The sequence below is a fragment of the Roseovarius sp. 10 genome (genome assembly GCF_033100315.1).
In the GTDB taxonomy this organism is placed as follows: domain Bacteria; phylum Pseudomonadota; class Alphaproteobacteria; order Rhodobacterales; family Rhodobacteraceae; genus M30B80.
Genome location: NZ_JAWLVH010000001.1, coordinates 1,030,109 through 1,048,821, shown reverse-complemented (window position 1 = coordinate 1,048,821; position 18,713 = coordinate 1,030,109). Strand labels below are relative to the sequence as shown.

Sequence of the window (18,713 nt, the reverse complement as noted above, 5' to 3'; positions counted from 1 at the left end):
CTGTGCTGGACTCAAGCGGCCGACCCACATAAACTATCGGAAATCATTCGACTGCTAATATGACAGCAGAAGGAGCACTTATACGTGTCGATGAAGTTTGACATCCTCACCAATGTCGCGCGGTTGCGCTATACGTTGGAAAAAATGGAGGCGTCAGTGGGCATTCACCAACTCACTGAGGCTGAAAAATATGTGCTCAGTGCCGCGGCATTGGCCGCAAAAGCGGACGGCTCATTTTCGCTTCATGATTTAGAGGCGCAGGATTTGATTGCGGACATGCCCGTGAGCACGAAATTCCGCACGCTGCGTTGCCTGATCGATAAGGGCAAGCTGAAGCGCGCAGGCGCAGGTCGCAAGTCCGATTATATTATCGTGGCTTAATCTTTTAAGCTCCCGAGTAAGGCTGTGCGTATGCGGCATGCACTTATGACCGATCTTGTGGCCTTGGTCATGTGTTCGATCTTTTACGCGGTTGCCTTTGAGGCCGTATTTGTTGTCTCGGATAAATTGCAGCAGTCCGTGGTGCCTGGCATTATTTATGGCAGCGTGCTGTTCTTCCCGCATGGTGTTCGGGTGCTGGCGGCCTATTTATTTGGCTGGCGGAGCATCCTCTACCTTCTGCCTATCAGCGCGGTCTATGCGGGGTTTGGGGGTGATGCGGCCACGATCCTCCAAGGGCTTGTTCTGGCATTGGGGAGCCTCGTGGCCTGCGTTCTGGCCTTTGAGGTATTGAGCCGCTTTGACTTTATAGAGCGTAATTATCTCGCGGTTTCAATCGATTGGAAAAGTCTGGTTCTCGCCGGTGCTGGCGGCGCGCTGATCAACGCTGTGCAGCATTATAGCTTGAACGTCACCGATGCGCAGGCTTCGGGTGCGATATTTGTCGGAGATGTTCTTGGCTTTGCTGTGGTGTTGCTCATCGCTATGATGGGCTTTCGGCTCTTGCGAGAGTTGAAATAGCTTTGAAAAAGCGGAAACAGCAAGCGCACGCCCCGAAAAAAGGACGTGCGCTCGTTGTAAATGCTTACGCGGCCAGTTTCGAAGTTATGTCGATCTGGCGTTTGATTTGATAGTGTATCGACTTTTTCAAGGTGTCAGTCAGCTCACCTGGTTGCATGACAAAGCCGTAGGGGTTGCCGCCATCTTCAAACTTTATGGGGTCACCATACCCAGGTGCGACTGGGATCATCCCGAAATGCATGGATGAAACATAGGTTTGCTGAATCGCCCCTTCGGCGCCGCCGTTTTTATTCTGCGCCGTTGCCGCTGCTGAGAGTGTCTTGCCCGCCAAGGCGCCGCGCATCCATAAGCCGCCCAATGTGTCAAGCCATGCGCGCGTTTGGCTCGCCATGCCGCCGTACCGCGTTGGGCTCGAAATAAAGAGCCCGTTGCACCACTCCAAATCCGCTTCGGACACCAGATCAACAGTGGCCGCTTTTTCGGCTTGGGCCTTCCAACCATCTTGGCTGTTTACAACCTCTGCCGGTGCGGTTTCCGCGATGCGCCGTAGACGGACAGAAGCACCGGCTTCTTCGGCGGCTTTTGCAGCCTCGGTCGCGATGGCATGGTTGGTTCCATATGTGGAATAAAAAACGATCAGTAAATTTGTGCTAGACATATGTGCCTCCAAATTAGGTGACCTAACGTATAGCGCGCGCAGCAGGGGGGTGCTTCATACGAGAACGCACAGGGTATGTGCGTATTTTGAGGGTTGGCCACCGAGAGAAATGCCTATTTTTCAATAGGCTGCCCAGCAAGGGGCTAAGAGCGATGGATTGAAGCCCCTCAAACCTTGAATTAAATTCATTTATCCAACGGCAAGCCTGTTGCGAGATGGCGAAATCGGCCTGATCTGGCCCGCGCTGCGCGGCAGCCGCTCTCATCTGGATCGGGCCTTGTCGTTAGTCGGCCGCTTTGCCCAAGATTGATTTCAGGCTTGTATGCGGTTTGGCGGCCTCGCGCAGATCCAATGCGGATAGAATATCCAAAAGATGGCTTTTCATCAGCGCCTCGGCCTCTGCGCCATCTTTGCGGCGGAAGGCCTCGACAAGGGCGTGATGGGCGTGCTTCTCGCAAAGCGCGCTTTGGCGGCGCCAGTAAATCGCGACAATCAGCGAAGATCGCGCAACCAAGCGTTCGATGAATTCTGCAATGGTGGCTTGGTCAGCGATGTGAGAAATTTCGATGTGGAATTGACCCGAAAGGCGCACTGCCTTGCCCTGTTCGCCTGCATGGATGGCTTGATGTTCGGCCTCGATATGGGCCTCAAGCCGCGCAAGCGCCGCATCTGTCATCCGCTCGGCGGCAGAACGGGCGGTGCGCGGCTCAAGCAAGGCGCGGGCTTCGAAAATTTCGCGGGCCTCACGGACAGTCGGTTGCGAGACAAAAGCACCCCGATTGCGGCGCAATTCGACCAGTTGCAAATGCGAAAGTGCCTGCAAAGCCGTGCGCACCACGGTGCGTGAGACGTTGTAAATATCGCTCAATTCGTCTTCCCCCAGTTTTGTCCCTGGAAGAAGGCGGTGTTCATAAATTGCCATGCTGAGATCAGTGACCAGATCCCCGCTTGGGCCATTGACCACGGGATTCAGAAAGAACTGTTCTTTGGGTGCTTTGTTCATCAGGTTCTCCTTACACACAAAGATGGGGGCGAATAGAATCGAGTGCAAGGCGCGCCCGTTCAGTATCCAAGCTATTATCAGATTGTATACAATTTTGTGCGCAATCGCTGCGCAAACAGGGAAATACGTGCTTAAATTTTAAGCGTTTGCCTGCAAGGGCGAGATTCGATTTCTGTCCATCATAGACCTGCGCCGCTTTGGGCCGCTTGCTGAGAAAAACAGCAAGGAAACCCCATGACGGCCCCGCTTGACCTTGAATTGATTTCTCTCACCAAACGCTATGGCGATGCGCTTGCGGTGGATGCGATTTCGCATGGCTTTAAGTCGGGGGTCTATGCATGCCTGCTGGGCCCCTCTGGCTGTGGTAAATCTTCGACATTGCGGATGATCGCGGGCCATGAAGGGGTATCAGACGGCGCAATCGTTCTTGACGGGCGCGAAGTCACCCATTTGCCACCCGCAAAACGCGGCACGGCTATGATGTTCCAAAACTATGCCCTGTTCCCGCATCTCAGTGTGCGCGACAACGTTGCCTTTAGTCTGCGGATGGCAGGGATTGATCGCGCAACCCGTCACAAGCGCGCCAATGAGATGCTTGAATTGGTCGAGATGTCTGCAATGGCCGAGCGCAAGCCTGATCAATTATCAGGTGGGCAGCAACAGCGGGTTGCCTTGGCGCGCGCCCTGATTACCCGCCCGCAAGTCTTGCTGTTGGACGAGCCGCTTTCGGCGCTTGATCCGTTCCTACGTATTCGGATGCGCGCGGAGCTTAAGCGCCTTCAGCGTGAGCTTGGGATTACCTTCATCCATGTCACCCATGGCCAAGACGAGGCGCTGGCCTTGGCCGATGAGATTATCGTGATGAACAATGCCAAGATCGAACAGGCAGGATCGGCACGCGATATTTTCAATAAGCCAAAAACCGCCTTCGTTGCGCGGTTCTTGGGGGGGCATAACGTTTTGAAATTGCCCCAAGGTCAGGTTGCGCTGCGCAATGATGCAATCCAAGTCACCGCCCAAGGGGCAGGGCGCATGGATGGCCGTGTGATTGGCGTTGAATATCAAGGCGCGCATGTGGCGTTGACCGCCCTTGTGGCGGGGGATCAAGAGGCCACCGCCCTCGTGCCAGATCATCAATTCATCGAAACCCCCAAAGACCTTGGTGAGGTCATTGGGCTTACCTGGGACGACCAAAACGCACATCTGGTCTCCGCCTAAAACTGCCGTTTCAGCCAAGAGGATCACGACATGACTTCAGTTCCAAAAATTCGCTACAGCCGCCGCTCCCTCCTGAAAACAGGCGGGGCAGCTTTGGCCGCCTCTGCATTGCCCGCGCCAATGGTTTGGGGGCAATCCATTCGCGACATCACCTTGCGCCAGTTTGGCACAGGCGTCTCGAACCTCAATGAGGTGGCAACCAAGGTGAAAGAAGACCTCGGTATCACCCTTGAGATGACCGCACTCGACACCGACAGTGTGACGCAGCGCGCCGCCACCCAGCCTGACAGTTTCGACATTGCGGATATCGAATATTTCGTCTGCAAAAAGGTTTGGCCTTCGGGCAATCTTCAGGCGATGGATGCCAGCCGCATCACCAATTACGATAAGATTGTCGGCATTTTCCGCGATGGTAAGCTGACCCCAGAAAGCACCATTGCACAGGGCACCGCGCCCCATACTGTTGGCTTTGTTGAGGGGCCAGATGGCACCGAATTTGTGAACAATGAATCGGGGTGGATGACCCTGATCCCAACCATCTACAACGCAGATACGCTTGGCATTCGCCCCGATTTGATTGGTCGCCCGATTGAAAGCTGGTCTGAGTTGTTGAACTCAGAATTCGCAGGCAAGGCCTCGATCCTTGATATTTCCTCCATCGGCATCATGGATATGGCAATGGTTTGCGAGGCCATGGGGGAAATCCAATATGGCGACAAGGGCAATATGACCCGCGATGAAATCGATCGCACCATCGCCATCTTCACGGAAGCCAAACAAAATGGCCAGTTCCGCGCCTTCTGGAAAACCTTTGACGAAAGCGTCAACCTGATGGCTTCGGGCGAGGTGGTTATTCAGTCTATGTGGTCGCCCGCGATTACCGCCGTGCGTTCGCGCGGTATCCCATGCGTCTATCAGCCATTGCGCGAAGGCTATCGCAGCTGGGGTGGCGGCATTGGCCTGTCGGCCAATCTCTCGGGCATGGAGTTGGATGCCGCCTATGATTACATCAACTGGTATCTCTCGGGTTGGGTTGGCGGCTTCTTGATGCGTCAGGGCTATTATTCTGCCGTGCCTGAAACCTCCAAAGACTTCATGAGCGAAAACGAGTGGGGCTATTGGTTCGAAGGCAAAGAAAGCACCGATGACATCACCTCGCCATTTGGGGATAAATTGGCAGGTGCCGGTGAGATCCGTGATGGTGGCTCATTCTATGACCGCATGGGGGCTGTGGCCTGCTGGAACTCAGTCATGGAAGAGAACCAATACATGGTGCGCAAGTGGAATGAATTCATCGCCGCTTAAGCGATCTTGCACAACTGAGGGGGTGGCCCATGCTGCCCCCTCATACCCCAAAACCACCCCATAACCAAAGTGTTCCCAGATGACCAAACAAGTCACCGCATGGATACAAGCGGCCCCGATGGCGGCTGTTCTCTTATCCTTCCTTGTTGCGCCGATTGTCATGATTGTGATTGTCAGCTTCTGGGGCGCGACCGAATATTCAATTTACCCTGCTTTTCAATTCGACAATTATGAATTCCTGTTCGGGTCATCCGTGACCTACAGGGTCTTTCTCAATACATTCAAATATGCCTTGATCACTTGGGCCTTCACCCTCGTGATCGGGTTCACTGTTGCCTATTATCTGGCCTTTGAAATCCGCAGCCTCAAATGGCAAATTGCGCTCTTTTTGCTCTGCACCATCCCATTTTGGACATCCAATATCATCCGTATGATTTCGTGGATTCCGTTTTTGGGGCGAAATGGCCTAGCCAATTCTACACTGATCTCATGGGGTGTTATTGACGAGCCCCTTGAATGGTTGCTGTTCAGCGATTTCAGCGTGATCTTGGCCTTTGTGCATCTCTACACGCTGTTCATGGTCGTACCAATTTTCAACACGATGATGCGCATTGATCGCGCCCTGATTGAGGCAGCGCGAGATCAAGGGGCCAGCGCGTGGCAGAGTTTGACCCATGTGATCATCCCACTGTGCAAGCCTGGCATCATGATTGGCACCATTTTCGTCACCACGCTTGTGATGGGCGATTTTATCACGGTGCGCTTTATGTCGGGCAGTCAACGCGCCAATGTGGGGCGCCTGATTTCCAATGACATTAACCTGCTGCAATACCCTTCGGCCTCTGCCACGGCGGTGGTCTTGCTGATCACTGTCTTGATCGTCATCGGCCTGTTGTTGCGTCTTGTCGATATTCGAAAGGAGCTGTGAGATGGAAAAGCGCAGCCGCAGCTTTTATCTGCTCTCCGCCTTTTTTGGCCTTTTCGTTCTGTTCCTTTACGGCCCAATTTTGACCATTGGCATCCTCAGCTTTCAGGGGCCAGAGGGGGGGCTGACCTTCCCAATGCGCGGTGTGTCGCTCTATTGGTTTTACGATTTGTTCGAAGAACAGGCCGTAGGGGATATTTGGGGCAGCTTCCGCCGTTCCTTGGCCTTGGGTTTGATGGTGATGGTGACGACTGTGGTTGTCTCGGTTTTGGGCGGGCTTGCCTTTCGCAAGAAATTCGCAGGCTCCAGCTTACTGTTTTATCTCTGCATCGCCTCGCTCGTGATCCCTTCGATCCTGATTTCATTGGGTGTTGGGCTGATCTTCAACCAAATTGGCCTGCCCGTGCATTGGGCCAGTTCTGGCTTTGGCAGCCAACTGACATGGACATTGCCCTTTGGTCTTTTGATCATGTTTGCCGTCTTTAACCGTTTCGACAAAAGCTATGAGGAGGCGGCGCGTGACCAAGGTGCGACCGCGTGGCAGACATTTGCCCATGTGGTCTTGCCGATTATTGCCCCATCCTTGATTGGTGTTGCTCTGTTTGGCTTCACGCTCAGCTATGATGAATTCGCACGCACCCTTTTGACTGCAGGCAGCTACAATACCCTGCCGCTTGAAATCTTTGGGATGACCACGAATGTGACAACGCCTGTGATCTTTGCGCTTGGCACGCTGACCACGGTATTTTCCTTTTGCATAATTGGGGTGTTTTTCCTTGCTGTTTGGCTGTTCTCACGGCGCAAGGATCATTCTTCTGATGCAGGTCAGGGGATGGTTTGATCCCATGCGCGTGTTCCTGATCAACCCCAACAGCACCGAGGCGATGACGCAGACCGCCCTTGCGGCTGCACAGCGAGCGGCCCCAGATTTGGTGTTTGAGGGGTGGACATCGCATCTTGGCCCGCCCGCAATCGAAGGGCCCGAGGATGGCGCGCGCGCTGTGCCGCCTTTGCTGACGCTGATTGACCAAGCGGCCGCACAAGGGGCAGGGGCGATTATCATCGCCTGTTTTGACGATACGGGCCTTGCAGAGGCCCAAGCGCGGGTCAGTTGCCCCGTGATTGGGATCGGCCAAGCCAGCTTTGTCATGGCGCAGCTCAGAGGTGGATCAAGTGCCGTGATCACGACTGTTCCCGAGGCCATCCCCGTGATCCAAGAAAACCTCCGTGCGCAAGGATTTGCGCAGACCATCAAGGTGGTAGAGGCGGCCAACACGCCTGTTTTATCGCTGACCGAAGATCCCGAATGGGCGGCTGCGCAATTCCTAAAACTTGCGCGCAATTTGCCCCAAGGCACCCGAAGCTTGATCCTCGGCTGTTCTGGGGCCGTTTCTATCATCGAGGCTTTATCCCGCGACCTTGATCTTGTTTTGATTGATGGGGTGACAGCCGCTGCACGACTGGCCACTGTTCTGCGCCCGTCTTGATGGTCGACCAATCCGCCGAAGGCAGTCCAAGGGTCTCAATCTGACAGATTGGCATGGCCCTATTTTTGGCCTCAAAACCGTCATGCATCGCAAATGACTCGGACATTTTATCGGCATATTTTCGATGCATTTGCGGTCTGTCATTCGTTAATAAGTTATTAAATTATGCTTGAAAATTAAATATTATTGTGAAATCAAAAGAGGTGATGCGCTCTCTTTTGAGCACGATTTTTTAACTATGGGTGCCCGGTGCTGCTTCAGCACCTACAAAATGTGGTGGTTAAACATGCGCGATCTTTCCCCTGTTGATGCGGCTTTCTCGGTTGTTTCTGGGCGCAGCTCTGTGGTTCGGGTGGCCGATTATGCGCAGATGGATGGGTTCTCCGTTATAGGGGCCGATGGCGCCCTAGATGGGGTCTCTTTCGTTGTCGTGCAGCGGGGCGATGATCTTGTTGTAATTTATGCCGATGGCACCGAAGTCATCATCGAAGATTACTTCCTCAGTAATACAATCGCGGTTTTTGATACGGGCGTCACACCTGTGGAACTCGGCCCCTTGGTCGAGCCTATTGGCACAATCGGTGATGACGCGCTCTATGGCTATAGCGGCCCCGTAGATGAGGTGCGCGCGATCATCCTAGATCGGGCTGATATCGCACCGCTTGAGCCGTTCCTCAGCGATGATGACGGGGGTATTGCATCTTTTGCGGGCAATCTGGCCGGTCTTGGTTGGGGTGGATTTGCCGCAGCCGCAGTTGCCAACGCCGTGAGTGGCAGCTCTGCGCTCTTGGGCGGTTTGGCTGCTGTGACCACCGTGATTTCGGGCAAGTTCGTGGCAGGCCCGATTGTTCCCGGCAATGGTCTTGTCGTGGATGTCTATGATGCTTTGGGCAATTTGTTGCTGTCCGATGTCCCGCTCGATGCGAATGGATCCTTTTCTGTCACCTTGCCTGGCACGGTTCCAAACGTCATTGCGATTTTGCGCGATACGAATGCCGCCCCAGATTACCGTGACGAGGCGACAGGCGGCAATGTTGATTTGAACGCCAATCTCGCAGGGATTGGGGTGGGCGTTCCGCAACCAGGGGGCACCACCACGGTGTCGCTCAATATCAACCCCGTGACCACAGTGGCCGCCCGCTTGGCGGGCGTTGGGGCAAATGGAACAATCCCTCAAGGCGGCATCACGCCCGAGGCGATCACGCAAAGCCTTGCGACTGTCCAAAACAGCTTTGGGGTGTCCGATCTCAACGGGGTTCCGCCGATTGATATTTTTGATCCCGACTTTAACGACACCGATGGGAATATCAGCGATGGCGAGCGGTATGGTCAGGTTCTCGCAATGCTGTCGGGGAAGGATAAGCTCAATGGTGGCAACCAACAAACGACAATTGATGAGCTTGTAACATCCCTTCAGAATGCGGGGGGCGACAGCACGGCGCAACAATCCGCAGTGCGGACAGAGCTGCTTGAAGGCGCGCGCGAGTTTGAATTCAACAACACCAGTGGCACGCAAACAGAGGCGGATCTTCTGGGCCCGCCCAGCCTTGGGGTTGAACGCACGCCAGAGGTCGGCACAGATGGCAACACAACTGAGCCGAGTTTTGCAAACCTTCTCGAGGATGCGTTGGAGGGCACCTCCACAGGCGATGGTGCCAACCCTAATGCCGATACGATCACGGGGTTTCAAACCCTTGTGGATACCGCCGATGCGGTTCAAGCCCTCGCCGCCCTCGATACAGGCGCGGGCATTCCGCAAGCGTTGATTGATCAACTGACCGAAGAAAACCTCACCGCTTTGGGCCTGACGGGCCTCACCGCCCCATCGCCCTATCTAGACCAATTCCTTGACGCCCTGCGCGATGTGGCGACCGAAGACGCGGATACGGTTCAGGAATTGCAGGATTTATTTGATGGTGTGGTCGCGGCAAATCTCTTGCCGCCCACGATCACGACCTCGAACGCGGATACGCTGTCGGGCACGGCCGAGCCGAACAGCACGGTCACGCTGACGCTGGCTGATAACAGCACGGTCACGGCAACGGCGGATGGGTCTGGGAATTATGCCTTCTCGCCGAACCCTGTGCCAAACGGGCAGACCGCGACCCTGACCGCCACCGATGCGGCGGGGAACGTCTCGGCCCCGACCACGGTTCCTGCGGTGGATGCGACCGACCCGAACCCGCCCACGATCACGACGTCGAACGCCGATACGCTGTCGGGCACGGCCGAGCCGAACAGCACGGTCACGCTGACGCTGGCTGATAACAGCACGGTCACGGCAACGGCGGATGGGTCTGGGAATTATGCCTTCAGCCCGAACCCTGTGCCAAACGGGCAGACCGCGACCCTGACCGCCACCGATGCGGCGGGGAACGTCTCGGCCCCGACCACGGTTCCTGCGGTGGATGCGACCGATCCCACGCTCACCATCACGACCCCTATCGAGGGGGATAATGTGGTCAGCGCGGCGGAAGATAATGATGTGGTGGTGCAAGGCACCACTGATGCCGAAGACGGGCGGGTGGTGACGGTGGTCTTCACCGATAGCCTCAACGCCACGGTGACGGCGACTGCGACTGTCACGGGCGGCAATTGGAGCCTTGCGGGGGCCGATATCTCGGGCCTTGCGGAAGGGGCGATCAGCGTTAGCGCGACTGTCTCGGATGCCGCTGGCAATGCGGCGACGCCTGCCACGGCGACAGTGACCTTGAACAACACGCCGCCCGCAGCACCCACGATCAACCAAGGCATCACCGATCAAGCCAATACCGTCAGCGGCACAGGCGAGGCGGGGGCGACCCTGACGCTTTTCAACGGCGGAACCCAGATCGGCACGACCACAGTGGCCAGCGATGGAACCTGGTCGCTGATTACGGCGGCGCCGGTCGCCGATGGCGCGGTCCTGACCGCCCGGCAGACCGATGCGCAAAACAATGAAAGCCCGCTTTCGGCCGGGGTGACCACCTTTACCGATACTGATGGGGACGGCATCCGCAACTCACTAGATACCGATGATGATGGGGATGGGATCGCTGACGCAACTGAGCAGCCGCAGACAGTCTTTACGGAAAACTTCGACAATCTGACGGGCGATGTAGAAATCACCAGCACGGGAACGCCTTGGGTATTTACCGGCATTTCCGACACCGACTCAGGCGGCGGCACGCCGAATTCCTTCTACGCCTATCAAGGAAAATTGCAGTTCTTCCGCAATCCCGCGCAGCAAACCCTCACCCAGAATTTCACGGATATGACGGGCGGCAGCAGCATCACCGTCAATATGGCGATACGCAGCAGCCTGCCCAACAGCGCCACTTTGGAAATTCTCTATGAAGGTGTTGTCTATGCCACGATTGACACGACCACGCCGAACAATGTGGTGTTCTCCAATGGTGCCAGTGGCAGTTGGGGGGGCAGCACCGATCTTGCCACATTAAGCAATCTCGTGGTCAATTTGCCTGTTTCTGTTCCCAATTCTGGCACGGTGACCCTGCGCTACACGACCACTGCGTTTGACGCGGATGATATCGACATCAGTTCGATCACCGTCAGCAAACTTCCTGTGCTCGGAGATATCGATGGCGATGGCGTTGTGAATATCCGCGACCGTGACACCGATGGCGACCGTATCTGGGACGAGTTTGAACCGACCACCGATGGCGATGGCGATGGACGCCCCGATTACCGCGACACCGATAGTAATGGCGCGGGCGTGGGCGATGACACCAGCAATGCCAGCCTGACCGCGGCGCAGATCACCGCGCTCGAGGGGGGCGGGACCTATGCCAATGGTTTCATCCTGTTGTCCGAGGCCGTGACGCTTGATTTCACGGCGATCCCTGACAGTGGGGTTTTCACCTCGGATGTTGAATATATTGACATGCGCGATGGTGCGAACGCGCAAGTGGTGATCTTGAACGAGGCCGAGGTGATCAACCTGACCGATGGGAATAATGAATTGATCCTAATCGGTGACGGCAATGACAGCGTCACCGCAACTGGGTTCGTGGGTACGGGCAAGGATCAATCCATCGATGGGCGCAGCTTCAGCATCTATGAGGCGGGCACGGCGACCCTGTTTATTGATGATGAGATTGGCACGATCACATTGACCTAAGGTTGGGGGGGCGGGGGCTTCCTCCCGCCCTCTTGCCTTAAATATCCTCAGGGTCGCGTCCAGGGGTTGAGCGATAGGCGGGCAAACGCCAGCCGAATTTTATCGTGCCGCCGCGAATGCCAAAGGCCATGACAAAGCCAACCGCCGCCGCAGCCCAAGGTTCAAGGCCCGCCTTATTCAGTGCAACATATATCGCCGCGCCAATCGCACAGGCGGCGATATAGATTTCGCGCCGCAGCAAAACCGAGGCTTCGCGCGCAAGGATGTCACGAATGATCCCGCCAAGCGTGCCTGTCAGCATGCCCATCACAATGCCGATTGTGGCGGATCCCGTCACAATCAGCCCTTTATGGGCTCCAAATACCCCATAGGCCGCCAATGCCACTGCATCCAGCCAGAGCAAAATTTTATAGCGCGACTCCACAAAAGGGGCTGTGATGTAAATGACACCTGCCGTGCCCGCACAAATCAAAAGGTAAATCGGATTGCTGATCCAAAACACGGGCACATCCAAGATCAAGTCGCGCGCTGTGCCGCCCCCGATCCCCGTGACAGCCGCTAGGAAGAGGAACCCGATAATGTCCAACTGTTTGCGCGATGCGGCCAAGGCGCCTGTGGCTGCGAATAGGCCCACGCCCACGTAATCAAGGGTTTCAATCGAGGTCATCGGCGGCACGCTCCAGATATATTTTTTGCGATCTTAACGGCTCTTGCCGCGCTTCTAAAGGAGCACGCTTTTTGGTTTGTGATGAGATCACTTTACTTTCTCAGTCAAGCGCATAAGTCAGGGGCAACCCATTTCATCCAGTCTTATCATAGGCGGTCTGCTATGCACTTTGAGAGTAAATTATTTTCGCCCGTGACCCTGCGTGGCCTCACCTTGCGCAATCGTATCGTTCTCTCGCCGCTGTGTATGTATTCCGCACAGGATGGTTTGGCCTCTGATTTTCACGCGTCCCACCTGTCGGCGTTTGCGCGCGGCGGGGTGGGATTGGTCTTTACCGAGGCGACTGCGGTCGAGCCGCGCGGACGGATCACGCCCAAATGTTTGGGAATTTGGAACGATGCACAGGTGGAGGCGTTCAAACCCATCACGCGGTTCATCACTGAGATGGGCGCGGTGCCTGCAATCCAATTGGCCCATGCGGGGCGCAAAGCCAGTAGCGCCCCCCCATGGGGCGGCGGCAAGCCTGTCGCCCCCGATGACACAACATGGGGCGAGGGGGGGTGGCAAACGGTTGCGCCCTCTGGCCTGCCTGTAGCCGATGGGTGGCCAAGCCCCAAAGCGTTGGGTGTGGAAGAGATCGCGGGGCTGATTGCGGCCTTTGCCGATGCCGCAAAACGCGCGCTGGCCGCAGGGTTCAAGGTGATCGAAATTCACGGCGCGCATGGGTATTTGATCCATAGCTTTTTGTCGCCCGCCACCAATCAGCGCAATGATGCCTATGGTGGGGATCTTGAGGGGCGGATGCGCTTTGCCTTGGAGGTCAGCCGCGCGGTGCGCGCGGTTTGGCCTGAGGAACTTCCCCTGTTTTTCCGTATCTCTGCGGTGGATACAGGGGGGTGGTCGCTTGAGGATTCCGTCACGCTGGCCAAGGCGCTTAAGGCGATTGGGGTTGATGTGATTGATTGCTCATCAGGTGGGATTGCGGGCGCGCCTGCCTTCCGCGCCAGCGATGATGGGCGGCCTTTACCTGCAGGCGGACAGCGACCTTTGGGATTTCAGGTGCCCTATGCCGAGGCGATGGAGCGCGAAGCAGGTATTGCTGCCATGGCGGTTGGACGGATCGTGGACGGGCAGCAGGCTGAGGATATCCTGCAAGAGGGGCGCGCCAGTTTCATCGCCTTGGGGCGGGAATTGATGCATGATCCGTTTTGGCCCCTTCACGCCGCCGAGGCCCTTGGCGAGGCGGATGCCTTTTCGCTCTGGCCTGAACAATATCGGTGGGCCATCGTGCGCCGTGCCGAGCTTGGACAGTATCAGGCCGGGTGACCTCAGGCCCTGCGGTCAAACAGCCCCGATGCCAACACCACGCCGGCAGCCACCAAGATCACACCGATTAATTTGATCAGGGTAACAGTTTCGCCCAAAAACAGCGCGCCCCCGATTAAGGCGAGAACGGGGGTCAACGCGCCAAAGGCGGCGGTTTGCGCCGCCCCCAATTGGCGCACCGCTATGGCATAGAGAACCAAAGCCAAGACCGCGATGAGCACGCCTTGCAACAGCGCCATGACTAGAAAATCGCGCGGGCTTACGCCCGCAAAGCTGACATTCCCTGAGAGGGCCAAAAATGGCGCCACGGCCAGGGTTCCCCAAAATAGCCCAATTACCAAACCATGCAGGGGCGTGAATCCGCTTTGTTTGAAATAGACCGAATAGATCGCCCATAAAAAAGACCCAGAGAGAAACAGGATATGCCCCCGCCATGCGCCATCTGCGCTGCCATGCAAGACCTGCCACAGCCCCACCATCAAAGCCCCGATAAAGATCACGATCAATCCGATCAGTCGTGGCTTTGAGGGCTGCTCACCCGTCATGACGACCATAACAAGCGCCGTCCAAAACGGCAGCATTCCCGGTGCCAAAACCCCCGCATCCGAGGCAGGCGCAAAGAATAGGCCCATTGAAACGATGTAGGGGAAAAGCGCACTGGCCCCTAGACCGAGCATGACTGCACCAATCACGCTTTGCCCGCGGGGGATCACGCCCAATTTCAACATCAGCGGGATTGTGACCAAAAACCCAGTGCCAAGGCGCAGAAGCAACACCTCCTCTACTGTGAAATTCGTGCTGACGGCAAACCGCGTGCCGACCAGAAACACGGCCCATATCGTGACAGTCGCCAATGCGGCGAAAAGACCTTTGAGGGGAAGGGTCATTGGCGGGTGTCATCCATCATTGCAAAGGGGTTTTCCGCGCGGAAACTGCGCAACCCGACCATCGCGCGGATTGTGGCCCAAATGCAAGGGGTGGGGTGCATAGCGGCTATGCACCAATCACCGCTTGACTTCTCATCTCAGATACACGAGGTGCAAGGCCTGCACCCGCGTGATCGCGTGAGAGAGTTGTGCCCGACAGACGGGCCGAGCGGGGCATCACCACTCAGTATCCCAACACGCAGGGTTCCTGATACAGCGATAGGGTGGCGGGAAGGCCAATGTCGTTGTGAACCCGAAACGGCTGCCGATCATTTGGCGGCCAAACGGCTTTGTGCGCGCTTTGCACAGGGCTTTGTGAAAAGGATATCTCTTTGTTTGATTTCGATATGCTGGGACTTGAGCCCACATTGAACGCGGCGTTGAAGGCCGCAAACCTGTCCGAACCCACCCCGATCCAGAACCAAGCCATTCCTTTGGCCTTGGAAGGGCACGATATTATGGGTCTGGCGCAAACAGGCACAGGCAAGACGCTGGCCTTCGGTTTGCCGCTGATCAACCATTTGTTGGGCAAGCAGGGCAAGCCTGAACCAAAAACCGTCAAGGCATTGGTGCTTGCGCCAACGCGTGAATTGGTCAACCAAATCGCAGACAGCCTCAAGCCTCTGACGGCAGGGTCCAAGTTGCGGGTTCATTCTGTGGTGGGGGGGCAATCCATTCCCAAGCAGATCAACCTTCTTGCGCGCGGCACTGATATTTTGGTGGCAACACCCGGTCGCTTGATTGACCTGCTCAATCGCCGCGCGGTTGATCTCAGCCAAACGCGCCATCTGGTTTTGGACGAGGCCGATCAAATGCTTGATCTGGGCTTTATCCATGCGCTGCGCCAAATCGCGCCGCATTTGGCAACCCCGCGCCAAACCATGCTGTTCTCGGCCACCATGCCCAAGCAGATGGAAGAATTGTCGAGCGCCTATTTGAACAACCCCCGCCGTGTTCAAGTTTCGCCTCCAGGAAAAGCGGCAGATAAGATCACGCAGTCGGTGCATTTTGTTTCTAAGGGCGATAAACCCGCCAAACTGCGCGAAATCCTGAGCCGCGATTTGGACGCGCTGACGCTTGTTTTTGCGCGCACAAAACATGGTGCGGAAAAGCTGATGAAAGGCTTGGTTGAGGATGGCTATAAGGCCGCATCGATCCACGGCAACAAAAGCCAAGGTCAGCGCGATCGTGCCATCAAACAATTCCGCGCGGGTGAGATCACTGTGTTGGTCGCAACCGATGTTGCGGCCCGTGGCATCGATATCCCAGGTGTGGCTTATGTGGTCAATTATGATTTGCCAGATGTGCCTGAGAATTACGTCCATCGTATTGGCCGCACGGCCCGCGCAGGGCGCGAGGGAGAGGCAATTGCCTTTTGCGCCGCTGATGAAATGGATTTGCTGCGCCAAGTGCAAAAGCTGATGAAACTCGAAATCCCCGTGGCCAGCGGCAGCGCGCCCGAGGGGGCCGAGCAAGGTGGCGGTCGTCCCCATCGCGGCGGCCCTCGCCGTGGCTTTAAGCCAAAGGCCAATGCAGGGCATGGCGCGGCGGATGGAAAACCGCGTCATCGCCGCCGTGGCAAACCCGCCCGCGGGCCACGCCAAAAGGCAGCATAATCTTTAAAAAAGGGGGCCATGCGCCCCCTTTTTTCTTTGCACCCCCGTCCTTCGGGGTTTAGCAAAAGCACCACAGTGTTTCGTGGGAGGGGACAAGATGGTGGTGCGTGTGGCGGTCATTGGCGCAGGCGTGATGGGGGCGGATCATGCAAAGATCATCGCCCAAGATGTGCCGAATGCCTGTTTGCAACTTGTCTGCGACATGGATGGCGCGCGGGCGCGCGCCGTGGCCGATGCGACAAGTGCGGTTGATTGCACAGATGACTCCGAAGCCGCGCTGTTGCGCGAAGATATTGATGCGGTGATTATCGCCTCGCCCGATTTTACCCATGCAGCTTACACCAAGACGCTGATTGCACGCGGCAAGCGGGTTTTGTGTGAAAAGCCCCTAAGCCAAAAGATTGACGAATGTTTGGATGTGATGGCCGCCGAACAGGCGACAGGTTCGCCCCATATCATGGTTGGCTTCATGCGCCGCTATGATCGTGCCTATTTGGATATGCGCGAAGCCCTTGCCAAAGGTGTGTTGGGGCGGGCTTTGATGATGCATAACTTTCACCGCAACCTCGCCACGCCTTATCCCAGTTTCACGGGGGCCATGGCGATTACCAATTCCGCGCCGCATGAGTTTGACATCGCGCGGTATCTATTGGGGGTGGAGGTGACCACGATCACCGCCCATCAGCCTAAGCGCAGCGATGATGTTGTGGCGCCCGTGGTGATGGTTCTGGAAACCGATGATGATCAATTGATCACAGTCGAGGTCAACAACAACGCCGCCTACGGATATGATGTGCGCGCAGAATTGGTGGGCGAGCTTGGCAGTATCTCAACCAACAAAGTGGCGCATTCCCGCCTTGATGCGCGACTGAGTTCGGCGATCCGCTATGACGAGGATTGGCGCGGACATTACCATGATGCCTATGTCGCCCAAAATCGAGATTTCATGGGATTTGTGCAAACGGGTATTTTGCCAGAAGCGGCTGCCAGCACATGGGATGGCTATGCCGCCGCCCTTGTTGCGGATACAGGCGTGCGTGCCTTGCACTCAGGCGTCAAAGAGCGGGTTGAAATGATCAAAAAACCCGCCTTTTACGCTTAGGCCCGTTCCATCAAATCGCGGGTCATGGCCGCGTGATTTGCCAAGAGTTTGCTCATATCCATGCTGACCAACTGCCCCTCTGCAACAATAACCTTGCCGTTGATGATGGTGTAATTGGTCTTGCCCGAGCCGCAGAACAACAGACCTGCAAGGAGATCCCATTGCGCGCCTGCAAAATCGATGCCGCGTGTATCAAAGGCAGCAAGATCGGCGGCATAGCCCTTGGCAAGCACCCCAATATCATCGCGGCCTAGAACTGACGCGCCGCCACGGGTTGCCACCGCCAAAGCCTCGCGCGCGGTCATCGCATCGCCCCCTTTCATGACGCGCTGCAGCAGCATGGCTTGGCGCGCCTCATTGAGCATGTGGCCGCTGTCATTGGAGGCCGAGCCATCAACCCCAAGCCCCACCTTTACCCCTGCATCCAGACAGTGACGGACGGGTGCAATGCCACTGGCCAACCGCATATTCGAGCAGGGGCAATGCGCAATGCCCGTGCCTGTTCGTGCGAAGAGGTTGATCTCGCCGTCATCCAATTGAACGCAATGGGCGTGCCAAACATCGTGGCCTGTCCAACCAACCGCCTCGATATATTCACCGGGGCGCATCCCAAAGGTCGCAAGGCTATAATCGATATCCTCGACATTCTCGGCCAGATGCGTGTGCATCCCGACCCCGTAGCTGCGCGCCATAGTGGCGGTTTCGCGCATCAAATCCATGCTGACGGAGAAAGGCGAACACGGGGCCAAAGCTACCCGCCGCATCGCATAGCGGCTGGCGTCATGATGGGTTTCGATCAGGCGTTGGCAATCGGCCAGAATGGCGGGTTCGGCTTCGGTCAGACGATCTGGGGGAAGCCCCCCTTTGCTTTCGCCAATGCTCATCGAGCCGCGTGTGCCGTGAAAGCGTAAACCGATATCTTCGGCAGCGGCAAAGCTATCTTCAAGCCGTGCGCCATTGGGATAGAGATACAAATGGTCGGAGGAGGTTGTGCAGCCCGTCATCGCCAATTCCGCCATGGCCAAGGCCCCTGACCAATAAATATGATCTGGCCCGATATTGCACCAAATAGGGTAAAGGGTCTGCAACCAACCAAAAAGCGGTGCGTTTTGCGCCGCAGGCACGGCGCGGGTGAGGTTTTGGAACATATGGTGATGGGTGTTCACCATCCCAGGGATCACCACATGACCGCGCATATCAATCACGCGGTCTGCGCTTTGCGGCAGATCCGCGGTTTTTCCAACCGCCTCGATCACCCCGCCGCGTGCGAACAGCGCGCCATCGGTTATTTCATCGCCATAGGGCGCATCTGGGCGCGCCTCCATCGTGCACAGAAGATCTGCGTGTTTGATCAAAAGCGTCTCTTGCGCCATGGGCACCTCTTTTTGTGGGGTCTGCGC

General features: G+C 56.5%; 16 protein-coding genes. 11 read left to right on the top strand and 5 right to left on the bottom strand.

Annotated features, from left to right (window positions below):
- The first annotated feature begins 84 nt into the window (after positions 1-84).
- The gene (locus tag RYZ18_RS05265; protein WP_317655336.1) at positions 85-381 is read left to right on the top strand and encodes a hypothetical protein; all 297 of its coding nucleotides are present in this window, start codon (positions 85-87) and stop codon (positions 379-381) included.
- Positions 382-411: 30 nt separating this feature from the next.
- Positions 412-960, top strand: coding sequence for a hypothetical protein (locus RYZ18_RS05260; protein ID WP_317655335.1), 549 nt, complete (start codon positions 412-414; stop codon positions 958-960).
- Between the two features lie 64 nt (positions 961-1,024).
- Here RYZ18_RS05260 and RYZ18_RS05255 read toward each other — a convergent pair whose 3' ends face one another.
- Positions 1,025-1,618: an NAD(P)H-dependent oxidoreductase gene (locus RYZ18_RS05255; protein WP_317655334.1), complete on the bottom strand. Its 594-nt coding sequence runs from the start codon at positions 1,616-1,618 to the stop codon at positions 1,025-1,027.
- A gap of 283 nt (positions 1,619-1,901) precedes the next feature.
- Positions 1,902-2,621, bottom strand: a complete 720-nt coding sequence (locus tag RYZ18_RS05250) for a GntR family transcriptional regulator (protein ID WP_317655333.1) — start codon at positions 2,619-2,621, stop codon at positions 1,902-1,904.
- 234 nt (positions 2,622-2,855) lie between these two features.
- Here RYZ18_RS05250 and RYZ18_RS05245 point away from each other — a divergent pair, with 234 nt between their 5' ends.
- From RYZ18_RS05245 to RYZ18_RS05220, 6 genes are all read left to right on the top strand, one after another.
- The gene (locus tag RYZ18_RS05245; protein ID WP_317655331.1) at positions 2,856-3,839 is read left to right on the top strand and encodes an ABC transporter ATP-binding protein; all 984 of its coding nucleotides are present in this window, start codon (positions 2,856-2,858) and stop codon (positions 3,837-3,839) included.
- Between the two features lie 30 nt (positions 3,840-3,869).
- A complete protein-coding gene (locus RYZ18_RS05240) occupies positions 3,870-5,144 on the top strand; it encodes a PotD/PotF family extracellular solute-binding protein (protein ID WP_317655329.1) in 1,275 nt (424 codons plus the stop codon).
- A gap of 79 nt (positions 5,145-5,223) precedes the next feature.
- The gene (locus RYZ18_RS05235; RefSeq protein ID WP_317655327.1) at positions 5,224-6,072 is read left to right on the top strand and encodes an ABC transporter permease; all 849 of its coding nucleotides are present in this window, start codon (positions 5,224-5,226) and stop codon (positions 6,070-6,072) included.
- Between the two features lies 1 nt (position 6,073).
- The gene (locus RYZ18_RS05230) at positions 6,074-6,910 is read left to right on the top strand and encodes an ABC transporter permease (RefSeq protein WP_317655326.1); all 837 of its coding nucleotides are present in this window, start codon (positions 6,074-6,076) and stop codon (positions 6,908-6,910) included.
- Entirely contained in the window at positions 6,888-7,556 is a 669-nt protein-coding gene (locus tag RYZ18_RS05225) for an aspartate/glutamate racemase family protein (RefSeq protein ID WP_317655325.1), read from the top strand. The genes RYZ18_RS05230 and RYZ18_RS05225 overlap by 23 nt, the downstream gene beginning before the upstream one ends.
- A 286-nt stretch (positions 7,557-7,842) precedes the next feature.
- Positions 7,843-11,676, top strand: a complete 3,834-nt coding sequence (locus tag RYZ18_RS05220) for an Ig-like domain-containing protein (RefSeq protein WP_317655324.1) — start codon at positions 7,843-7,845, stop codon at positions 11,674-11,676.
- Positions 11,677-11,713: 37 nt separating this feature from the next.
- Here the strand turns inward: RYZ18_RS05220 and RYZ18_RS05215 are convergent, their stop codons facing one another.
- Complete coding sequence (locus RYZ18_RS05215) at positions 11,714-12,343, bottom strand: trimeric intracellular cation channel family protein (RefSeq protein WP_317655323.1); 630 nt, start codon at positions 12,341-12,343, stop codon at positions 11,714-11,716.
- A gap of 162 nt (positions 12,344-12,505) precedes the next feature.
- Between RYZ18_RS05215 and RYZ18_RS05210 the strand changes: the two genes are divergently transcribed.
- Positions 12,506-13,669, top strand: a complete 1,164-nt coding sequence (locus RYZ18_RS05210; RefSeq protein WP_317655322.1) for an NADH:flavin oxidoreductase/NADH oxidase — start codon at positions 12,506-12,508, stop codon at positions 13,667-13,669.
- 2 nt (positions 13,670-13,671) lie between these two features.
- On the opposite strand, the gene RYZ18_RS05205 is transcribed toward RYZ18_RS05210, so the two are convergent.
- Positions 13,672-14,556 carry a DMT family transporter gene (locus RYZ18_RS05205; RefSeq protein ID WP_317655321.1) on the bottom strand — a complete coding sequence of 295 codons (885 nt, stop codon included), beginning with the start codon at positions 14,554-14,556 and terminating at the stop codon, positions 13,672-13,674.
- A 371-nt stretch (positions 14,557-14,927) separates the two neighbouring features.
- On the opposite strand from RYZ18_RS05205, the gene RYZ18_RS05200 reads away from it, so the two are divergent.
- On the top strand, positions 14,928-16,211 hold the full coding sequence (locus RYZ18_RS05200) for a DEAD/DEAH box helicase (RefSeq protein ID WP_317655320.1): 1,284 nt from the start codon (positions 14,928-14,930) through the stop codon (positions 16,209-16,211).
- A 97-nt stretch (positions 16,212-16,308) separates the two neighbouring features.
- Positions 16,309-17,313 carry a Gfo/Idh/MocA family oxidoreductase gene (locus RYZ18_RS05195; protein ID WP_317655319.1) on the top strand — a complete coding sequence of 335 codons (1,005 nt, stop codon included), beginning with the start codon at positions 16,309-16,311 and terminating at the stop codon, positions 17,311-17,313.
- On the opposite strand, the gene RYZ18_RS05190 is transcribed toward RYZ18_RS05195, so the two are convergent.
- Positions 17,310-18,686, bottom strand: a complete 1,377-nt coding sequence (locus RYZ18_RS05190; protein WP_317655318.1) for an 8-oxoguanine deaminase — start codon at positions 18,684-18,686, stop codon at positions 17,310-17,312. The two genes, RYZ18_RS05195 and RYZ18_RS05190, sit on opposite strands and share 4 nt — an antisense overlap.
- Between the last annotated feature and the right edge of the window lie 27 nt (positions 18,687-18,713).